The organism is Winogradskyella sp. SYSU M77433, from assembly GCF_029911945.1.
Classification (GTDB): Bacteria; Bacteroidota; Bacteroidia; order Flavobacteriales; family Flavobacteriaceae; genus Winogradskyella.
Genome location: NZ_JARYTG010000003.1, coordinates 127,800 through 147,778 on the forward strand (window position 1 = coordinate 127,800; position 19,979 = coordinate 147,778).

At 33.5% G+C, this 19,979-nt stretch carries 19 protein-coding genes; 3 read left to right on the forward strand and 16 right to left on the reverse strand.

From position 1 onward, the window contains the following. Positions 1-26: 26 nt before the first annotated feature. The 3 genes from panB (at position 27) to QGM60_RS06600 (ending at position 2,019) form a co-directional block, all read left to right on the forward strand. Entirely contained in the window at positions 27-845 is an 819-nt protein-coding gene (panB, locus tag QGM60_RS06590; protein WP_281139448.1) for a 3-methyl-2-oxobutanoate hydroxymethyltransferase, read from the forward strand. Positions 846-956: 111 nt separating this feature from the next. Continuing rightward, positions 957-1,313: a four helix bundle protein gene (locus tag QGM60_RS06595; RefSeq protein WP_281139449.1), complete on the forward strand. Its 357-nt coding sequence runs from the start codon at positions 957-959 to the stop codon at positions 1,311-1,313. Position 1,314: 1 nt separating this feature from the next. Beyond that, positions 1,315-2,019, forward strand: coding sequence for an RNA pseudouridine synthase (locus QGM60_RS06600; RefSeq protein WP_281139450.1), 705 nt, complete (start codon positions 1,315-1,317; stop codon positions 2,017-2,019). A 2-nt stretch (positions 2,020-2,021) separates the two neighbouring features. On the opposite strand, the gene QGM60_RS06605 is transcribed toward QGM60_RS06600, so the two are convergent. The 16 genes from QGM60_RS06605 to tilS form a co-directional block, all read right to left on the reverse strand. Further along, on the reverse strand, positions 2,022-2,840 hold the full coding sequence (locus tag QGM60_RS06605; RefSeq protein WP_281139451.1) for a histidine kinase: 819 nt from the start codon (positions 2,838-2,840) through the stop codon (positions 2,022-2,024). Next, positions 2,792-3,487, reverse strand: a complete 696-nt coding sequence (locus tag QGM60_RS06610; RefSeq protein ID WP_281139452.1) for a hypothetical protein — start codon at positions 3,485-3,487, stop codon at positions 2,792-2,794. Before QGM60_RS06610 ends, QGM60_RS06605 begins: the two co-directional genes overlap by 49 nt. A 12-nt stretch (positions 3,488-3,499) precedes the next feature. After that, a complete protein-coding gene (locus QGM60_RS06615; protein ID WP_281139453.1) occupies positions 3,500-4,003 on the reverse strand; it encodes a hypothetical protein in 504 nt (167 codons plus the stop codon). Between the two features lie 85 nt (positions 4,004-4,088). Beyond that, positions 4,089-4,934 carry a biotin-dependent carboxyltransferase family protein gene (locus tag QGM60_RS06620; RefSeq protein ID WP_281139454.1) on the reverse strand — a complete coding sequence of 282 codons (846 nt, stop codon included), beginning with the start codon at positions 4,932-4,934 and terminating at the stop codon, positions 4,089-4,091. 1 nt (position 4,935) lies between these two features. Next, on the reverse strand, positions 4,936-5,655 hold the full coding sequence (gene pxpB / locus QGM60_RS06625; protein WP_281139455.1) for a 5-oxoprolinase subunit PxpB: 720 nt from the start codon (positions 5,653-5,655) through the stop codon (positions 4,936-4,938). A 6-nt stretch (positions 5,656-5,661) separates the two neighbouring features. Continuing rightward, positions 5,662-6,402 (reverse strand): 5-oxoprolinase subunit PxpA, encoded by a 741-nt coding sequence (gene pxpA / locus QGM60_RS06630; RefSeq protein WP_281139456.1) that lies wholly within the window; start codon positions 6,400-6,402, stop codon positions 5,662-5,664. Continuing rightward, entirely contained in the window at positions 6,399-7,622 is a 1,224-nt protein-coding gene (locus QGM60_RS06635; RefSeq protein WP_281139457.1) for an Nramp family divalent metal transporter, read from the reverse strand. Before QGM60_RS06635 ends, pxpA begins: the two co-directional genes overlap by 4 nt. Further along, positions 7,622-8,734, reverse strand: a complete 1,113-nt coding sequence (locus tag QGM60_RS06640; RefSeq protein ID WP_281139458.1) for a DUF2891 domain-containing protein — start codon at positions 8,732-8,734, stop codon at positions 7,622-7,624. The genes QGM60_RS06635 and QGM60_RS06640 overlap by 1 nt, the downstream gene beginning before the upstream one ends. Positions 8,735-8,817: 83 nt before the next feature. Further along, positions 8,818-10,233 carry a hypothetical protein gene (locus tag QGM60_RS06645; protein ID WP_281139459.1) on the reverse strand — a complete coding sequence of 472 codons (1,416 nt, stop codon included), beginning with the start codon at positions 10,231-10,233 and terminating at the stop codon, positions 8,818-8,820. Continuing rightward, entirely contained in the window at positions 10,230-10,787 is a 558-nt protein-coding gene (locus tag QGM60_RS06650; protein WP_281139460.1) for a sigma-70 family RNA polymerase sigma factor, read from the reverse strand. Before QGM60_RS06650 ends, QGM60_RS06645 begins: the two co-directional genes overlap by 4 nt. A 118-nt stretch (positions 10,788-10,905) precedes the next feature. After that, on the reverse strand, positions 10,906-12,177 hold the full coding sequence (locus QGM60_RS06655) for a hypothetical protein (protein ID WP_281139461.1): 1,272 nt from the start codon (positions 12,175-12,177) through the stop codon (positions 10,906-10,908). A 62-nt stretch (positions 12,178-12,239) separates the two neighbouring features. Then, positions 12,240-13,778, reverse strand: a complete 1,539-nt coding sequence (locus QGM60_RS06660) for a YifB family Mg chelatase-like AAA ATPase (RefSeq protein WP_281139462.1) — start codon at positions 13,776-13,778, stop codon at positions 12,240-12,242. A gap of 165 nt (positions 13,779-13,943) precedes the next feature. Beyond that, complete coding sequence (locus QGM60_RS06665) at positions 13,944-14,900, reverse strand: alpha/beta fold hydrolase (protein WP_281139463.1); 957 nt, start codon at positions 14,898-14,900, stop codon at positions 13,944-13,946. 47 nt (positions 14,901-14,947) lie between these two features. Next, positions 14,948-16,831 (reverse strand): CocE/NonD family hydrolase, encoded by a 1,884-nt coding sequence (locus QGM60_RS06670; protein ID WP_281139464.1) that lies wholly within the window; start codon positions 16,829-16,831, stop codon positions 14,948-14,950. A gap of 88 nt (positions 16,832-16,919) precedes the next feature. Then, positions 16,920-18,548 (reverse strand): adenine deaminase, encoded by a 1,629-nt coding sequence (gene ade, locus QGM60_RS06675; RefSeq protein WP_281139465.1) that lies wholly within the window; start codon positions 18,546-18,548, stop codon positions 16,920-16,922. Between the two features lie 49 nt (positions 18,549-18,597). Then, complete coding sequence (gene tilS / locus QGM60_RS06680) at positions 18,598-19,932, reverse strand: tRNA lysidine(34) synthetase TilS (RefSeq protein WP_281139466.1); 1,335 nt, start codon at positions 19,930-19,932, stop codon at positions 18,598-18,600. Between the last annotated feature and the right edge of the window lie 47 nt (positions 19,933-19,979).

Sequence of the window (19,979 nt, forward strand, 5' to 3'; positions counted from 1 at the left end):
TTTTACATTTCAATAATAAAAACACAATGTCAACAGCAAAAAAAGAATATAAAAGAATCACTGTAAAGAGCCTAGTAGAAATGAAATCTAGAGGCGAAAAGATATCAATGCTAACAGCTTATGACTACACTATGGCAAAAATAGTTGATGGTGCTGGTGTTGATGTTATCCTTGTTGGTGATTCTGCCAGTAATGTTATGGCTGGTCACGAAACCACACTACCGATTACTTTAGATCAAATGATCTATCATGCTTCATCCGTAGTTAGAGCTATAGACAGATCTCTCGTCGTTGTAGATTTACCTTTTGGAACTTACCAGAGTGACCCTAAAGAAGCTCTACGTTCAGCCATCAGGATAATGAAAGAGTCTGGCGGACATGCCGTAAAAATTGAAGGTGGAAAAGAGATTAAAGAATCATTGAAACGAATCTTACATGCTGGAATTCCTGTGATGGGGCATTTAGGTCTAACACCACAATCCATTTACAAATTTGGCACATATACTGTTAGAGCAAAAGAAGAAGAGGAAGCCAAAAAGCTTAAAGAAGATGCTTTAATGCTAGAAAAAGCAGGTTGTTTTGCTATTGTTCTTGAAAAAATTCCTGCTAAGCTTGCAAAAGAAGTTGCTGAAAGTGTATCAATTCCTATCATTGGTATTGGTGCTGGTGATGGTGTAGACGGACAAGTTTTGGTTCTTCATGATATGGTTGGTATGACACATGAATTTAACCCAAGATTTTTACGTCGTTATATGAATCTTTTTGACGATATGACCAAAGCTATTGGTCAATATGTTGAGGATGTGAAAATTCAGGATTTTCCAAACAAGAATGAACAGTATTAAATTAGACTAATTAGATCATTAGACTAGTTAGAAGCTTTAGACATGATTATATTGTTAGACTGTTAGATTTTTAGACTAAGTAGATTGCTTTTTTAAACTAAATTAATTTCTATGGCTCATAAATTTAAAGAACTTCAAATATGGCAAAGAAGTAGAGCTTTCTGTTCTGTAATCTACAAATTAACAGCTGACTTCCCTGAAACAGAAAAATTTGGTTTAGTTAATCAATTGAGAAGAGCATCAGTTTCTATTCCTTCAAATATAGCCGAGGGCTCATCAAGATCTTCTAATAAAGATTTTACGCGATTCTTAACCATATCAATAGGTTCTGCTTACGAAATAGAAACGCAGTTATTAATTGCTTATGATTTAAAATTTATCTCAGAGCAAGAGTTAAAGGAAGTAATCAATGACTTAAATGAAATTATAAAAATGATTTCAAAATTTAAATCCTCTCTAAAAACCTAAAATGTCTAAGAAGTCTAAACGATCTAACAAATCTAACTTACAAGTCCTATACGAGGACAACCACATTATAGTAGTCAACAAACGTGCTGGTGATATTGTACAAGGAGATAAAACTGGAGACAAGCCTTTAAGTGAAGTTGTTAAGTCTTATTTAAAAGACAAGTATAACAAACCTGGCAACGTGTATCTTGGAGTTGTACATCGACTAGACAGACCTACAACAGGCATTGTTTTATTCTCCAAAACCAGTAAGGCATTACCAAGATTAAATAAACTTTTCTCAGAAAAATCTGCTAAAAAAACCTATTGGGCACTTGTGAAAAATGAACCTCCAAAAACTGAAGATCAGCTCATTCATTGGCTGCGCAAAAATCCAAAGAATAATAAATCTACAGCCTTTCCTAATGAAGTTGATAATAGTAAAAAGGCTATTCTAAAATATAAGGTATTAAAAAAGCTTGACAACTTTTATTTACTAGAAGTAGATTTAGAAACTGGTAGACATCATCAAATTAGAGTACAACTATCATCCATTGGCTGCCCAATAAAAGGTGATTTAAAATATGGTTTTGATAGAAGTAATAAAGATGCCAGTATAAGCTTACATGCTAGAACCCTAGAGTTTATACATCCAGTAAAAAAAGAAGCTCTCAAGATTATTGCTCCTGTTCCTCAAGACGCATTATGGCAAGCCTGTGAACATTAAACCTAACGATAAGGATACAAAATATGTAGACTTGTCCCTTGTTCTAATTGAGATTTTAGTTCCAGTTTAGCATTAATGAGCTCGGCTCTTTTATGAATATTAATTAAACCAGAGCCTTTCTCTGCTTTATTGATATCAAAGCCAACTCCATCATCTTTTATGTTAATTGATAGCTCTTGTTCGTTATAATTCAAAAGAACATCTATATGCTCTGCTTGTGCATACTTGAGTGTGTTAGAAAAAAACTCTTGTATCATTCTAAACAAAATGATTTGATCTTTTTTGTTTTCAAAATTCTCATCGCAACCAGAAATTTTCAACTCTACTTCTATTAATCCCGATTTATTTAGTCTTTCTACTTCATTTTGCAAAACAGACTCAAAACTAAGCGTACTCAACACATCATTATTCAATGATTTTGATAATGAACGTACGGCAGCTAAAGATTCTTTCAAGCTATCAGAAGCATTGCTGACTTTTGATTTCACTTCATCTGGTACAGCTTTAGCCACAGCATTCATCTGCATAGTTGAAAAAGCTAATAGCTGCCCAATATTGTCATGCAGTTCTCTACCAACATTTTTAAGGGTTTCTTCTTGAATTTCTTGCTGAGTTAAGAGAAGTTCTTCATCAAACTTTTTTTGTTGCTCAATATTTTCAAGTAATAATTGGTTTTTTCGTTTTTGAAAAGTTACAAAAAAAGTTACAAAAACAACAACAATAATTAAAACAAAAAAGACAACATAGACAATCAATGCAATCTCCTCTTCTGTTATTCTTTTTTGAATTGAATTGTATATAAAAAAGCAAATGTAAAGCATGAATATAAAAACGTATTAACTATTAACATGTACGTGTATCTAAACTCAACAAAACTTTTGTTAACTTCATAAAAGTAAGTATCAAAAGTAAACAAAGGTGATGTACTTAAAAAAAATAGAAGTAAACCTGAACTTATATAAAAGTTAGGCAACTTATAAAAGAATAGTACTTTATTACTACTCAGCAGTTCTTTGTAGTATAAAATAACAAAAATAAGAACAGTAAATGTTGCCAATAAAAAATCATAAGGTATTGATTTCTCAAAGAAAGTACCACTAATTAAAAAATATAAAATAGTAAAAGTAGCATATAGAAGTATTATGGCTTTAATGATTATTTTTGAAGATTGACTTTCAATTATCCTCAAATAAAACTTTCCAAAAATAATAATACTAACAAAATCATATATACTGTACAACCAAGTATTAGTGCATATCACACTGTTTTTTAGCCATATATACCAATAATAATCGTAGTTATTACGTAATAAATACGCATACATTCCTAAAGTCTCTACGAATACCACAAACCACAGATACCAAATGAATATTCTCATTTGACTATCTTTGGTTCTTAAATAGTAGTAAGTTCCCGCAAGAGCAGCTATTAATTCCACAATGTGTATAGCTACTATAGAAATAGGCATTTAAATTTTTATTTACTGTGGATAATTAGCTTCTGGAGGAACACCTTCACTTCCATGATTCAATCCATCACCACCATCAATATCTTCGCCTTTTCCACCTCCACCTTGAGCGATAGGTATCGTAGAGCCTTCAGACATATTTTTCACCCCAGTTGGCACAAAAAACATTGTCATTAGTCCTGGACCTTCCTCAGTATCTGGATACGCACCTGCATATAGCCTAAGTCCATCTAAAGTGTAACCTAATTCAGATGCTTGATTTTTTGCATACTCTATATAGGATTCTATCTCTTCAATAGAGTACCAAGAAGATCTGTTATCTGGCGTATCTATTAACGAATCACTTATTAAAGTATGCCTACTATTATAAGCTTGATCTAATTTTTTGATTTGTTCTGGACTAATTAATCCTTTTGGATCTGTCATTGTTTCTGAATTTTCAATAGGGTTTAAAAATAAATAGGTTGCTAAAATACCTATAGCAAGACCAAAAATAAAGAGCAAAACTTTTTTCATAAGAGTAGTATTAATCAATTAATAGCTTTCCAATTTATTGATTTTTATGCTTATAAAAAACTTTTAAATTTATTTTCTTACAAAACTATACTTTTAATCTAAATCTAAGTTGTGCTCCTGTATTTTTTTGACTCAAAATATTTATAGCCTTTTCTGTTAATTGCAAAACCCTTGGATAACCTCCTGTTGTCTGACAATCTCTCATTAACACCAACAAAGTTCCAGAAGGAGTTAGCTGAACTGTGCCAGGTAAAACTGGAGACGTTAAAATCTGATCTAAATTATTTCTACCTAGACTTTTTAGCTGATATGCCATTCTATCATGAATTGAAACCTTAAATTCAGAATTAAGTAACGACTCTTGAAGATTTGGCGAAAGTTTATCAAATTCAGGTCCTTTAAAAGTCTCTAAAACGTTATGAAACAGCATAGATTCATCATACTTTACAGAAGCATGTTTAGCTGAGTCTTTATGTGAGAATGGCATAAATTTGATTGTTTCATGATCTTTCAAATTTGAATCTCGAGTAATTCCTTTGTACATACTTTTGCTTTTGAGAACTTCTTCACTTTGAAAACCATTTTTTATAGCTAAATAAGTTCTCAATCCTGATTGAAGCCTTCCAAAGGTTAATATATCTCCTGTTTTCACTGATAAGACCGAATCCATTTCAACCTCAACATTATTGATTTTAGGCGATATATTTGCACCGGAAAGAACAATTGCCGTAGGCTCTTGAAATAATAACTTTGGACCAATCATCGTCATCTCCATAACCGCACAATTAGCATCATTACCCAAAAGTGAATTTGCAAACTTAGCAGAATAGGAATCCATAGCACCAGAAATTGGCACTCCATATTCCCTAAAACCAAACCTACTAATATCCTGTATTGAAGTGTAAAATCCTGCTTTTAATATTTTAAGCATCCTAAACTGATTTTAAGAAAAAACTTTCAGATTTTACTTTTTGCTCTAATTCCGAATATTCAATTAAATCAACAGATTTAAATCTAACCTTATCTCCAGCAGAAATAAAACACGGAGGATTCATTTTGGCATCAAATAAATCGATTGGTGTTTTACCTATAATATGCCAACCGCCTGGACTGTTTTGTGGGTAGATTCCTGTTTGCATTCCTCCAATAGCAACCGACCCTTTTTTTATATTGAGGTTTGGTGTTGATTTACGATTAAAATGTAGCTTTGAATTAAGTCCTCCCAAGTATAAAAAGCCAGGTAAAAAACCAATAAAATAAACCGTATAAATAGCTTCTGAGTGCAACTTAACTATTTCTGATTTTGTTAGTTTTTTTCGCATTGAAAATTCACTTAAATCAATACCAAATTCATCATCGTAACATACAGGGATCTCCCACAATTTAGCTTTTGCTATTTCATTTCTTAAATGACGATTTTTAAGTGATTTTAGCTTTAAAATTTCATCATTGAAATTATCTATAGTAAAATTATAAAATATTAATATTGAGTTATATGTATTTATTATTTCAACTTTTTGTTTAATATAAATCTTTTGAAGTCGTTCTTTATAACTAAGTATACTTTTTAAAATATTTTCATCAATAAATGATGGCCATTCAATAAGAATTGAACGCTCATTATAAAGTGAAAATTTCAAATCGTAATTCATAAATCACTAACGAATTTTGATATTCTTTTTTGGCAATTCCTCATTTAAAAAACGTAAAATTTCTAGAGCGTTTTCAGTATCTCCATGAACGCAAAACGTTGATGCCTTTAATGACACCTCTGCCCCATTTACAGTCTTTACTTTTTCATGGTTTTTCATATATAATATATGGTTCAAAACTTCAACCTTATCAGAGATAACAGCATCGTTATTTTGCCGAGACACCAAGGATAAATCATCATTATAATTCCTATCCGCAAAAGCCTCAAAAACCACTTCTATATTTTCCTGTTTTGCTACTCGTGCTAATTCGGAATTAAAAGGAGCATATATCGATAATGACAACTCTAAACGCTTTACAACCTCAACAATTACTTTTGCCGTTTTTTCATCCTTAGCCGCAAGATTATATAAAGCTCCATGAGGTTTAACATGATGTAATTGAGCTTTTTCTTTCTGAAGCACACTCTGCAAACTTCTAATTTGCGCTTTCAAACTATTGTACAAGTCTGTAGATGACAATTTCATTATAGCCCTTCCAAAGTTTTCTTTATCAGGAAACGAAAGATGTGCGCCAATTTTTACATAATGCTTATTTGCTAAGCGCATAACTTCAGTCATAGTCTCTATATCTCCTGCGTGACCACCACAAGCAATATTGCATGAGGATAAAAAAGGCATTAAACCAGCTTCATTACCTAATCCCTCTCCTACATCTGCATTTATATCAATAGTTTTTGAATTCATATAACATTAAAAACACTTAATATTCCTTTCATTCCCAAAAATATAGTAATAAACAAAATAATGACACCTAATAGATTTTGAACTTTTGAGTTTTTATAAGCACCTAAAACCGAAGACTTATTCACCACCCACAATAAAAAACCAGCTATGATAGGTAACAACAATCCATTAGCTACTTGAGCAAACTTTATAATCTCTATAGATTTAAAACCTATGGAAGAAAATACCACTCCAAGCAAAACGATAAACATCCAAACCGCTCTAAAAGGTAACGATTTTAAATCGGCTTTCCATCCTAAGCAACCTGTTGCCACATAAGCTGCAGCAAGTGGAGCAGTAATAGAACTTGTAATGCCTGCCGCAAACAAGCCAATGGATAAAAAATATTTAGCATTTACTCCAAAGAGCGGCTCTAAGCCTTTAGCTAAATCTGCTGCGTTTGCAATATCCTCGGTTTGTATTGCTGAAGCAGAAATAATGACACACATAGAAACAATACCTCCTAGCACAACAGCTATAATCGTGTCTTTTCTCGCGAAAGTAATATCACTTTTTGAGTGCCACTTAGTTTTAGATAGCGAGGCATGCAAAAACAAATTATAAGGCACAACGGTTGTACCTATTATTCCGACTATAGTCAAAATGCTCTTTTCAGGAAAATTGGGTAAAACCATATTTTTGAATACGGCTGATAAATTTGGTTTCGTCATTATTGCTGTAATCAAAAATGATAAGCTCATTAAAATCACCATAGCCACCAAGGCTCTCTCAATTACCTTGTAATTGCCCAAGTAAAGCAGCACAAAAGCAACTAAACCAATCAACAATGGTAAAATTTTAAGTTCCAAACCAACGATTGAAACCGAAAGGCTTCCTAATATCGTTTCTAATCCTAAAGCGCCTCCACTGATATTTCCAGCTTCATAAGCTGCATTTCCAACCACAACAGCACTAAGAATCAAAACAACACTAAAGCTTTTTATAATTGGGTTTTTAATCTCTTCTCGAATAACCTCAGACAAACCTTTTTGAGATACTATACCTAATCTCGCCGCCATTTCTTGTAATACTACGGTTGCAAAGATGGATAATACCATTGCCCAAAGCAATGCATAACCAAAATTAACACCTGCCAAAGTGCAAACCGTTACGGTACCTGGACCAATAAAAGCTGCTGCAACTAATGGTCCTGGTCCAATATTTCGGAACCAGTTTTTCATTAGTTTCCTATTGAATTTAAAGCATAAATAGCAAAACTTCCGAGCCAATGACCTCCTTCATAACTATCACCAACAATGCTTGGCAAGGAATAATTAATATGCTTGTTTGCTAAATTTTGAAGATGAGCAAACTCAGGTAAGTCTTTCGCAATATAATTTAAACTCCATGCTCTTGAAAAGTTAACCCCATCTAAATGCACCAATTTCCCATCGGTTCTATCCGAAACTCTACCGACTTCAATATTGAAGCTTTCATCTTTAAGCTCTGGAAGAAAATCGTTTACCCAAGTTAAAAATTCTTCATTTGGTAATACGCGCCTCATTAAAGCAGCTTCCTCTAAACAAGGCGACAAAAAATCAAAACCACTCGGCTCCCATTCCAAAGGACAATCTTGATCTTCTGTATAAAAATCTTTAGCACGTTTTTCTATTAAGTTTTTCAGTTCTACATGATTTACGGCTACCGCATAATCGTAAGCAAAACTTAACCCAAAAGCAGTATTAGGATGCTCTCCTACTCTAATTGGATAATTTAGCTTTGGTAAAAATTCTAAATAACGTTGTATTATTAAATCTGTTAAAGATTGAAGATTTTCTTCTAAAACCTTAGCTTCAGGGTGATTCCAAGTATGTAATTCTTCTGCCAGTTTAAGCAACCAAGCCCAACCATAAGTACGTTCGTATGATGTATTGTGCTTTCCTTGAAAATAAAGAACTTCTTGCTGAATATTTTCTTTTGAAATGTTAGCTAATAATTTTTGAATGACTTCATCACGATTATTCAACTTTGGAAACTCCTTCAACAGTTTTACTAAACTCCAATGCCCATGAACAGCAGAATGCCAATCGAAACAACCATAAAACGCTGGATGCAATTCTTGAGGTGATTTTAAATCCTCATCACTTCCTATAGTCTGCCCTAACTTGTTTGGATATTCAGTATTGATACAGTGAATTGGCAATTGTGCTAAGCGATTGGCTTGCTCCAAATTTAATTTTGGGGATTCAACCTTAGTGATTTTAGTATCAACTTCGATATCCCTTTTTGTTTCATGAGAATTTTGACAATTAAGAAATGTTGATAAAATGAGAATGTAGTAAACGTATTTCATAGGACTAAATAAGATGTTAGTAAAAATACGTTAAAATGTAATTCTACATCAAAACCAGGTTTTAAATATGTATAATACTATGTTTAAAGCTGAAATCTCAAACCAAAAAGAAGCCTCAATTGCGTGTTTTTAAAATCTTGCGCTGTATTATCTATAGGTTTTTGAAAGTAGTTATAACTTGGTTCAAAAAATAGAATAGTTTTTTTGGTTAGATTATATGAAAAGTTTGAATTTATAGTAGCGCCTAGCACTGTATTATTAACACCTATATTTTCACCTATTTCTTCATTGTTTAAATAAGCTATATTATTCGTTATAAAATTCACATTTCCACCAAGGCCTAGAGAAATATCATACGTTTCCTTCGAAAATAATTTATAGAAAATTTCCAAAGGCACTTGAATATAATCGAGCTGTTGCTGTAATCTACCATTTTCATTATACTCTACGGATGACGTAAAATCAGTAATTAAATCTGGAGACGCATAAAAAACAAAGGACTGATCACTTACTATAGATTGAGCACCATTAGAAGGACTAAACGAACTATCTGATGTCCCATAAACAATATTATTAATCTCTTGACCTAAACTATTTTTCCCGACACCTGTTTTTACTAAAAGCTTATCCGAAATAGCATAACCTACTTTAAAGGTATACACAAAGCTGTTTATTGCTTCAGTATTTACTGATGTACCTTGCAACGATGCATCAGAAGCAGTATTAGATAGACCTCCCAAAACCTCCATGGACCATTTTGAATTATCTGCAATTTTAGTGAGTAACGAATCTTTTTCATGATTGTTTTCTGCCATTAATTCTTTATACAAATCTAATTTTCCTTCTTTTTTCTCTGTTACTAATGAATCTACTTCTGCGATAACAGTTATTTTAGTTTCATCAAGCAACTTTTTATGTACTATTGACAAATCAAGAATACTTTCTTTACTTTTTAGTTGTTCTCCTTCTTTACCATTCAGATTATCATCATCAGTAATATTAGCTACTTTACTTACACCTTTTAAACCTTCATTCAATAATTTCTCATTGCGCTTATTTTTTTCTTGATTATTAATCTGCTTAGCAGAATTATCTTTAGAAGCTAATTGACTTTCATTTATTTTTCGTTGTAACGCTTCATTAGCTTCTTTGTTTCTTATTTGCAATGAATCTTTATCTATTTCGCTAACACTGTCTTCCTTTATTTTATCTGTCTCAGATTTAACTTCATTTGACTCTACATTAGGTTGCTGTATGTTTGAAATCTGATTCTCAGAATCCTTTATCGGTATAACAATATTCGGGTTTACGGAATCATAAAACACATATCCGAACATTAATACCAAAACTGCAGCAGCCGAACCCCAAAACCAAAAAGCTACTCTACGCTTCTTCTTAGGATGTAGACGTGCCTCTATATTGTCCCATAGCTCTTCAGGCGGCTCTTTGGTAAAGGACTTTAATTCACTGTATATGTCTTCAATATCATCTTTCTTCATGATACTTTTTTACTTGTTTTTTCATTAATTTTTGATCTTAACAGGCTTTTTGCTCTGCTTAGTAATGACTTTGATGTTCCCTCTGCCATATTCAATTTTTCAGCAATTGCTTTGTGACTAAAACCTTCAAAAACAAAAAGATTAAAAATCACTCTATAATTATCTGGTAATTGCTGAATATGCTCTAACAATTCATTTTGCGATATAGAAAACTTTCTGTTTTCATTACTTTTTTCGCAGGTATCTTCAATCTGAATCTCAGTATCAACCGCTACATGCAGTCGACGCTGTTTTTTACGCAATACTTCTAAAGCTTCGTTTACAAATATGCGTTTTGCCCAACCTTCAAAACTTCCTTTAAATTGATACTGATTTATTTTTTGAAAAAGCGTTATAAATGCATCTTGAAAAACATCATCAGCTTCAGTTTTATTTTTCATATATTTTAGACAAATCCCATACAGGACAGGTGAAAGCAGCTGGTACAACTCTCGCTGCGCTTCACTATCGTTCTCTATACATTTTCGTATGAGTGGGTTTAATTTGTTATCCAAGTTGGTCTTAGTCTACAGGTTTATCGATATTATAAATGTATTAATATTTACAGTTGAAACATCAACAACTATTTCATATTGAGATTTTTAATTCAGGTTATTTCGCTAAAATTTTGATTTAAAATTGAACACTACCTATTAATTCTAGTCCGAAATTATCTGTATAATTGAATTGATGAATCACATTTTCACCTACAGCTATAAGGTGAGATGACAACGGAATAACATCTTTTGCGTTTACATCATAAGTGTTTTCTAAAACTATCTGATTAGGGTTTTCAGCATTAAAAACATTAATACCATCATCATTGCATACATAGAGAATATCACTTTTAACTCCCAATCCGTAGGGACTTGATAAAAAATAAGTAGAATATTCTATTGGTGATGAAATATCGGTAACATCTATAACATTAACTTGGTCTTCTATTGCACCACAACTATTTCCGCCTCTCACTGTGATATAGGCAGTGTTTTCTTCTACCACAACAGGATCACAACCCGTAGCATGCAAAAATGAAGAAGTGTAAACCGGATTAAACACATCCTCCAAACTTACGATATGCATACCATTTGTAGCACCAATGAACATAAAGTTTTTTCTAATAAAGGTCGTTTCTAATTCGCCACCAAACCAAGCATTCATCCAAGTTTCGGAAACCTGCGTAATGGCATTATAATTCGTGATATCAAACGTCAATAACGAATAGTCATTTATAGTATATAGAGCATTATTAAGAATTTGAAATTTAGCATATGAACCTCCAACACCAACTTCATTTCCTGAGACTGCTCCATCAAAATTCCCAAGAAAAATACTCGTCTCCCACTGGTATATGTGAGGATTATTTTCAGCATCGCTTCTTTCCATCTGTATTGTAGTAAAACTTGCTATAAATTCGTCTTCTGATGTTGGATAAATATTATCCTGAAAAAAAGATACATCATTTGGATATGTGGCATAATAAGGCAACATATCTTCCTCTACATTAACCATTTGTATATTAGAAATATCGCTAATATCAAAAACTACCAAATCCATATAGTTATCAGCATAAAGAATATCATTTTTTACAGAAATATCATTGACTCCTTCTAGTTGAATAAATGAAAGATTTTGCGGTGAGGCAGGATTTTGATTATCAAAAATATGTATACCTGAATTTTGCGCTATATAAAATAGTAAATCACCATAAACATAGATTTTTCCATCTGAATTAGTAGGTTGAGCACTACTGATTGCTATTGAATTTCTGAACTCAGATTTTGACTTAATGATAGGTACTGTAACTGAAACTGGATCTGACAATCCATCATCACCTTTATCACAACTAGTGAAAGGCAAACACACTGCAACAAAAAGAACTAGAGGTAAAATTTTATGCTTCATAATATTGGTTTTCTTAAAAGATGAAAAAAGCACAAAAGGTTGCAGTAAATTTTAAAAAAAAATTAACCTAACCAGCCATCTCTATCCAAACTACGGTATTGTATAGCCTCGCTTATATGTGTCCCAGTAACATCATTTGAACCTTCTAAATCAGCGATAGTCCTTGATACTTTTAAGATTCTGTCATAAGCTCTTGCCGAAAGATTTAAGCGTTCCATAGCCGATTTTAATAATTCTAGAGAACCTTCGTCTAGTTTGCAAAACTCACGAATCTGTTTGGTGTTCATTTGAGCATTGTAATGCACATTTTCCAAATCTTCAAAGCGTTTGGTTTGCAATTCTCGAGCTGATGTAACACGTTTTCTAATATCTACGGATGATTCGCCTTTTCGGTCATCAGAAAGTTTTTCAAATGGTACTGGAGTCACTTCAATATGAATATCGATACGATCTAATAAAGGTCCCGAAATTTTGCTCATATAGCGTTGCATTTCCGCAGGACTAGACGTTACAGGTGCATCAGGATCATTAAAATATCCACCTGGACTTGGATTCATACTTGCAACCAACATAAACGAACTTGGATAAGTAACAGTAAACTTTGCCCTAGAAATGGTCACTTCTCTATCTTCCAACGGTTGACGCATAACTTCTAAAACTTCACGCTTAAACTCTGGTAACTCGTCTAAAAATAAAACTCCGTTATGCGATAGTGAAATTTCACCAGGTTGCGGATAACTTCCACCTCCGACCAAGGCGACGTTTGAAATTGTATGATGTGGACTTCTGAATGGTCGTTGCGCCATTAAACCTGTATGATCTTTTACACGCCCCACCACCGAATGAATCTTGGTCGTTTCCAAAGCTTCATGGAGTGTCATTGGTGGTAAAATACTTGGCAAACGCTTTGCTAACATGGTTTTACCAGAGCCTGGTGGGCCGATAAGAATAATATTATGACCACCTGCAGCTGCAATTTCCATACAACGCTTTATACTTTCTTGACCTTTGACATCTGCAAAATCAAACTCAGGGAAATCGAGGTTTTTATAGAATTCCTCTCGTGTATTGATGATGGTTTGCTCTAAGGTTTCACCCTTATCGAAATGATTAATAACCTGTTCTATATTATCAACTCCATAAACTTTTAAGTCGTTGACTATTGCTGCTTCTTTGGCATTCTGACTTGGCAGAATAAAACCTTTAAAACCTTCTTCTCTAGCTTTTACTGCAATAGGCAAGGCGCCTTTTATAGGTTGTAAACTACCATCTAATGACAATTCGCCCATAATGAGATACTCGTCTAAATTTTCTGCCTTAATTTGATTAGATGCTGTTAAAATTCCAACGGCCAAAGTTAAATCGTAAGCCGAGCCTTCTTTACGTAAATCAGCCGGAGCCATGTTTATAGTAATCTTCTTTCCAGGAATTCTATAACCGTTATTTTGCAACGCTGCTGCAATACGGTAATTGCTCTCTTTTATGGCATTATCTGGAAGTCCGACCAAATGGTAACCTACACCTTTATCTACATTAACCTCTACGGTAATCGTTGTAGCTTCGACACCAAAAACGGCGCTTCCAAAAACTTTTTTGAGCATAAATAATTGATTTGCTTAAATGTAGGAAAATTGAGCAGAATAAAAAAACATGACTTGTCACACTGGACTTGTTTCAGTGTGTAACATAATGTAATATATGAAATTCTGAAACAGCACTTCGACAGGCTCAGTGTGACAGTTAAGAATAGCAGAGCAAGATCGTGTTTAGTTTTTTATAAAATCCAAAGCCCTCTTCTCATTATAGTATAAATTTCGTTTATCAATAAACCCAACATGCCCTCCATACTTTGGCATTTCTAAATAGATATTTGGATTATTTTTAGCGTCTTTTACAGGATAGCATTCTGGAGATAAAAAGGAGTCATTAAGCGCATTTATGACAAGTGTAGGAATCTTAATATTTGGTAAAAATTGCAAACAGCTGGCTTGCTCGTAATAATCATAAGCATCTTTAAAACCATGTGCTTTAGACGTATAAACATGATCAAAGTCTATTAAAGTTTTAATTTCATTAAAATCCGTAATCGATATATTTTGAGGGAATTGCTGTAGTTTTGGTTTTATTTTTCCTTTTAAATGATTTAAAAAATTAATAGCGTAGTGTTTATTCTTTAAGCTTAATAAAGCATCACAAGACCCTTTTAAATAACAGGGTACTGAAACAGCAATTATTGCTTTGAGTTGAGTTGGCAATTGCTCACGTTCACCAGCATATTTTAGAACCATATTAGCTCCCAAACTAATACCTTTTATATAAATGTCGCTGTATTTATTTTTCTCTAAAATATGGTTAATAACTGCTTCTAAATCTTCCGTTGCACCAGAATGGTAACTTCTAAATAAACGGTTAGGCTCGCCACTACAACCTCTAAAGTTTACAGCGCAAGCATCTACTCCATTTTTATTGAATAATTTAGCGGTTCCTGTAATGTATGGTCGTTGCGCATTGCCTTCTAAACCATGAAGTAAGATAATCACTTTTTCCGAAGGACTTTCTGCATAACTCCAATCTACATCTATAAAATCACCATCGTCTAACTCAATACGTTCTCTTGTTTGCACTACTCCATTTACTGTTCTGGCCAATCCTGAAAATACTGTAGACACAAAGCTTTTCTTTGCCCAAAATGGTGGTTTGTATGTGGATTGTATTATTGGCATGTTCTAGCTATTGGCTATTAGTTTTTGGCAGTTAGCTCAAAGACTGTTTATCTCAAAACTGTAAACTCAATAAACGAATCGTTGAACACTTTATGCGTTTGCGTTTTAAAATCTTCCTCTTTAGCTTCAAAAATGTTATCTACATACGTCTGCGGATTTGCATCTATATAAGGGAAGAATGTACTTTGTACTTGTACCTGAATTTTATGTCCTTTTTTGAACGTATGAAACACATCTTGCAACTTAATGTTTACTGCCGTTTTTTGATTTGGCACAAAAGGTTCAGGTTTTTCCATACTATTTCTAAAACGACCACGCAACACTTCGCTACGTACCATCATGTGGTAATTACTCAATTTTAGATGATCTTGAACATCGTCTGTGTTCTCTGTATCTGAAGGATATACATCTATTACTTTTACAATCCAGTCAGCTGCAGTTCCTGTAGTTGATACGTTTAGTTTCGCTAAAATATCACCTGCAAGTGTAATATCATTTTCTAAAACTTCAGTTTCAAAGGTTAGTACATCTGGGCGTCTCGATGCAAAACGCTGATCGTCTGTCATGAATTTTCGTGGTGTGAATCCAACTTTAATATCTTCAGTGTATGGCACTGGTTTCTTTGGATCACTTATAAAATCTGACGTCGCTATATTTCTTGTAGCACGTTGCGTTAAACGCTCGTAAGGTTGTAAAAAGTAACTTTCTTTAGCTGTGTTTTTTGGTGGCCAACTTTCAAAAGATTGCCATGATTTTGTACCTGTATTAAACATTTGTGCTTCTGGTAATCCTGTTTTGCCATCACCTTCACCTTTTAAGAAATGATTAAAGAATTTAGTTTCAATTTCCTTTTGAAAATAGTCTGAAATACTATCTCCAAAGTGAATATTACCCACAACCTGTCTTTCAGAACTTCTTGCCCAATCACCATGACTCCAAGGGCCAAAAACTACGGTGTTGTAATTATCACTATTCTTTTCAATGTTTTTGTAGGTATTGAAAGGGCCATATAAATCTTCGGCATCAAAGAAACCGCCAACAACCATCGTTGCTGGTTTTATATCTTTTAAATGCTGAATGATACCTCTAGGTTTCCAGAAATCATCATACGTGACATGTGTTTTTATCTGTCCCATAAACACATTGGTACTGTCGTAAAACTTATTCAATTTGCTCAATGGCATGTTATTTAAGAAAAACTGATGCTGATCTTCTGTACCTATATCTGGGAATTCATACCAAGATTCTGTTGTTGGTGTATCTTTCATATATCCAAAAACAGAAGTTGCCCTCCAATAGCTCAATAAAAATGCTCCATTATGAATAAAATCATCGAAAAAGAAATCTCCAATACACGCTTGTGGAGATGCTGCTTTTAAAGCTGGATGTGCATCTAACAGCGAATACGTCGTGTAAAATCCTGGATACGAAATACCATATGTACCAACCTTGCCATTGTTATTTTCAACATTATTGACTAACCATTCAATGGTATCGTAAGTATCACTGGCTTCATCTGTTTCGTTTCCTGTTTTATTTGGAATATAAGCTCGCATATTATCATAAACTCCTTCACTATTCCATCGACCACGAACATCTTGATAGACCATAATGTTTCCTTCTTCCATTAAATACTTATTTGGACCTATCTTACTTCTGTATTCATCGTCTCCATAAGGTCTACAGCTATAAGGAGTACGCATCATTAACATAGGATACGTTTTAGTGGTGTCCTTTGGCGAATAGATCGTTGTATGAAGTTTAATTCCGTCTCGCATTTCTATCATTACCTCTTGCTTAGTGTAACTATCCTTTACAAAAGTATCTTCAACCTTAACAGTTTCAGGATTTTCAAGAGCTTGATGTTTTTCGTCTTTACAATTAACTAAAGCGATACATAGTAGTAAAATGAGCGTAAAATTCTTAATCATATAAGGGTTGATTTTTTGAAAGGTTTAAAGATAGTGAGATTGTTAGACTTTTAGAAGATTAGCTTTATTAGACTAAAATGTTTATGATTTAATTAACTACCAAATCCGTAAACTCAAACTTCCCTCCATCAAACAGACCTTTATCACTGAGTTTTAAAGATGGAATCACCAACAATGCCATAAACGACAAACTCATATATGGTGCGTGAAGTGTAGAGCCTAATTGTTTTGCCATTTTATCTAATTCTGAATACTGTCTTCCAATGGTCTCAGCGTCTTTATCGCTCATAATGCCAGCAACAGGTAGAGCAACTACTTTTTGTTCTGTATTACTCACCGCACAAATGCCACCTTCATTTTCAATAATAAGATTAACTGCTTTGCAAATAGCTTCGTCAGATACTCCAACTGCAATAATATTATGTGAATCGTGACCAACAGAACTTGCAATTGCGCCTTCTTTTAGTCCGAAATTCTTTATAAATGCCATCGCTGGTTTATTATTTTGGTAACGGTTAACGACTGTCATTTTTAAGATGTCGTTTTCTGTGTTAGACACTAAATTGCCATCTTTAATAGTGGCATCTTCAATGATTTGATTGGTGACCAATTCTCCGTCTAGACATTCAATAACTCTTATTTTGGTTGTATTAGCTTCAACTCTAAAATCTTCAACTCTTTTTTTGCTGGTATTGAAGTTATTTAGATTTTCAAAATTGACATGTTGTATTTTAGATTCGCCATTATCATAAACCAATTCACCATTAATGTAGGTTTGAAGGGTTTTAAAGTCGGTTAAATCTTCAACTATAATACAATCTGCTGTATCTCCAACTCGCAACAAACCAACATCTAAATTGTAATGCTTAACAGGATTAACGCAAGCCGCCTGAAGGATCTTAAAAACATCATTACCTTTTGCAACTGCTCTTGCACAAAGTTGATTGATGTGTCCTACCAACAAATCATCTGGATGCTTATCATCACTACAGAACATCATGTTTTGGTAATGCTCATCTAATAAACCAATCAAGGCTTCAAAATTTTTAGCAGCACTACCTTCTCTGATGATAACTTTCATACCCTTTTGAAGTTTTTCTAAGCTTTCATCATAGGTAAAACACTCATGATCGGTGGAAATTCCCGCAGAGATATATTTGGTTAAATCCTCACCTATTAAACCTGGCGCATGTCCATCGATTGGCTTGTTGTAATATTTTGCCCATTCTATTTTCTTAAGCACTTCAGCATCGTCATGAATGACTCCTGGATAATTCATTAGTTCTGCCAAATACTTAATATCTGGATTTGCCATTAAGGTTTTTATGTCTTCGGAATCAATAACAGCTCCAGCCGATTCAAAACTTGTAGCTGGCACACAAGAGGGAGCACCAAAATTGAATTTAAAAGGGGTTTGTTTTCCGTTTTCTATCATAAATTCCACACCTTTTACACCAAGGACATTGGCGATTTCGTGTGGATCGGAAACTGTAGCCACTGTACCATGTTTTACAGCTACTTTTGCAAACTCGTTTGGCACTAACATACTGCTTTCTATGTGAATATGTGCATCTATAAAACCTGGTAAGATGTAGTGGTTTTCTTCGCAGTCTTTTTCTATAATTGATTTAATCTTACCATTTTTTATGGTGATTTCTCCTTTATAGATTCTTCGGTTTTGTATGTCTACTATGTTTCCTTTTATATTTAAACTCATTTCAAAAAACACCCCTTAAGTCCCCTCAAGGGGACAATCAGAGTCAATATTATTTAGTTAAAGCTATTTTTAAAATTTCTTTGGTTTGGTATGTAACCTTAAAACGGTCATCAGCTCTTCTCCCAACAACCCAAACTATTTTATTTTCTGAAGTTAAAACCCAAGTACTCTCTTTTTCACTTGGTGTTAACTTTTCATCTTTTAGGTATTTACTTACTTTCTTCTTTCCTTTCATACCAATAGGATGAAAAACATCTCCGGTTTGCCATAGTCTAAGTTCTAAAGGATAGTTTAGCTTTTCTGCATCTACGTAAATTGTGGTTTTAGAATTGTCCATTAGAGCCTCTGCTTCATCAAAAAACAAAATACCGATGGGTGTTTTAATTTTACCTATCTCGACATCTGGCTTTGTGAAAAACAATCCACTTTGAGATTCTGAAACAAGTTCAGAATGATAATCTGAAAGAATCAAAAATTCACGATGCTTGGTGAGCTTATGCGTGCTTGAAGCTATAAATTTTCCTGTTTCGGCATCTAGTAAACCTTCAATATCATTCCATTCGGCAAAACCACAATCTTTAAAAGCTTCAAACAAAAAGGCTTTAGGGTTATTTTGCTTTTTAAATTCTGAAACCGCATAGCTTATCGTATTTCCTTCTTCTTTTAATATTGCTTTACTTAGAAAACCCTTTATACTTTGATTAACTATTGCTTCTGTTTCCTTTAGGTTTGATAAAGTATTCTGAAAGCTATCCAAAACATTAGGATTAATTTCCTTTAGAATTGGAATCACGTCATGCCTTAATTTATTTCGAAGGTATTTTCTTGATGAATTACTACTATCTTCTCTCCAGGCTATGTTTTCACTTTTTGCGTATGCTTCTATTGTTTCTCTAGAAAATGGCAATAAGGGTCTAGCAATATTTCCATTCAGTTCCGGAATTCCTGTTAAACCATTAAGTCCTGTACCTCTAGTGAAGTTGATTAAAAATGTTTCAAGATTATCATCTGCATGATGCGCTGTTAAAATGTAATCGAAGTTTAGTTGTAGTGCTAATTCAGAAAACCAATCATATCGTAATTCGCGAGCAGCCATTTGAATAGAACATTTGTTTTCTTCAGCATAGGCTTCAGTATCAAAATTCTGAACAAAAACTTCAACATCTAACTGCTCTCCTAAGTCTAAAACAAAGTCTTCATCTGCATCACTTTCCTTTCCCCTTAAATTAAAATTACAATGTGCTAAAGCAAAATCAAAATTGAGTTTATGACATAGATGCGCCAATGCAACACTGTCTATCCCGCCAGAAATAGCAATGACCAGACGAGATTTTTTTAGAAAGGAAAATTGTTCCTCAATATGGTTTTTAAAAGCATTTAGCATAGCGTAAAGATACGATAATGTAGTACTCTTACAATTACGTTAAAATG

What these genes read in the sequence shown, in the direction of transcription:
- QGM60_RS06620 (WP_281139454.1), bottom strand. Translation starts at nt 4,934, where the DNA reads ATGCTTAAAATATTAAAAGCAGGATTTTACACTTCAATACAGGATATT.
- QGM60_RS06595 (WP_281139449.1), top strand. Translation starts at nt 957, where the DNA reads ATGGCTCATAAATTTAAAGAACTTCAAATATGGCAAAGAAGTAGAGCT.
- QGM60_RS06655 (WP_281139461.1), bottom strand. Translation starts at nt 12,177, where the DNA reads ATGAAGCATAAAATTTTACCTCTAGTTCTTTTTGTTGCAGTGTGTTTG.
- ade (WP_281139465.1), bottom strand. Translation starts at nt 18,548, where the DNA reads ATGAGTTTAAATATAAAAGGAAACATAGTAGACATACAAAACCGAAGA.
- QGM60_RS06610 (WP_281139452.1), bottom strand. Translation starts at nt 3,487, where the DNA reads ATGCCTATTTCTATAGTAGCTATACACATTGTGGAATTAATAGCTGCT.
- QGM60_RS06635 (WP_281139457.1), bottom strand. Translation starts at nt 7,622, where the DNA reads ATGAAAAACTGGTTCCGAAATATTGGACCAGGACCATTAGTTGCAGCA.
- QGM60_RS06605 (WP_281139451.1), bottom strand. Translation starts at nt 2,840, where the DNA reads ATGCTTTACATTTGCTTTTTTATATACAATTCAATTCAAAAAAGAATA.
- QGM60_RS06665 (WP_281139463.1), bottom strand. Translation starts at nt 14,900, where the DNA reads ATGCCAATAATACAATCCACATACAAACCACCATTTTGGGCAAAGAAA.
- panB (WP_281139448.1), top strand. Translation starts at nt 27, where the DNA reads ATGTCAACAGCAAAAAAAGAATATAAAAGAATCACTGTAAAGAGCCTA.
- QGM60_RS06600 (WP_281139450.1), top strand. Translation starts at nt 1,315, where the DNA reads ATGTCTAAGAAGTCTAAACGATCTAACAAATCTAACTTACAAGTCCTA.
- pxpB (WP_281139455.1), bottom strand. Translation starts at nt 5,655, where the DNA reads ATGAATTACGATTTGAAATTTTCACTTTATAATGAGCGTTCAATTCTT.
- pxpA (WP_281139456.1), bottom strand. Translation starts at nt 6,402, where the DNA reads ATGAATTCAAAAACTATTGATATAAATGCAGATGTAGGAGAGGGATTA.
- tilS (WP_281139466.1), bottom strand. Translation starts at nt 19,932, where the DNA reads ATGCTAAATGCTTTTAAAAACCATATTGAGGAACAATTTTCCTTTCTA.
- QGM60_RS06645 (WP_281139459.1), bottom strand. Translation starts at nt 10,233, where the DNA reads ATGAAGAAAGATGATATTGAAGACATATACAGTGAATTAAAGTCCTTT.
- QGM60_RS06670 (WP_281139464.1), bottom strand. Translation starts at nt 16,831, where the DNA reads ATGATTAAGAATTTTACGCTCATTTTACTACTATGTATCGCTTTAGTT.
- QGM60_RS06660 (WP_281139462.1), bottom strand. Translation starts at nt 13,778, where the DNA reads ATGCTCAAAAAAGTTTTTGGAAGCGCCGTTTTTGGTGTCGAAGCTACA.
- QGM60_RS06640 (WP_281139458.1), bottom strand. Translation starts at nt 8,734, where the DNA reads ATGAAATACGTTTACTACATTCTCATTTTATCAACATTTCTTAATTGT.
- QGM60_RS06615 (WP_281139453.1), bottom strand. Translation starts at nt 4,003, where the DNA reads ATGAAAAAAGTTTTGCTCTTTATTTTTGGTCTTGCTATAGGTATTTTA.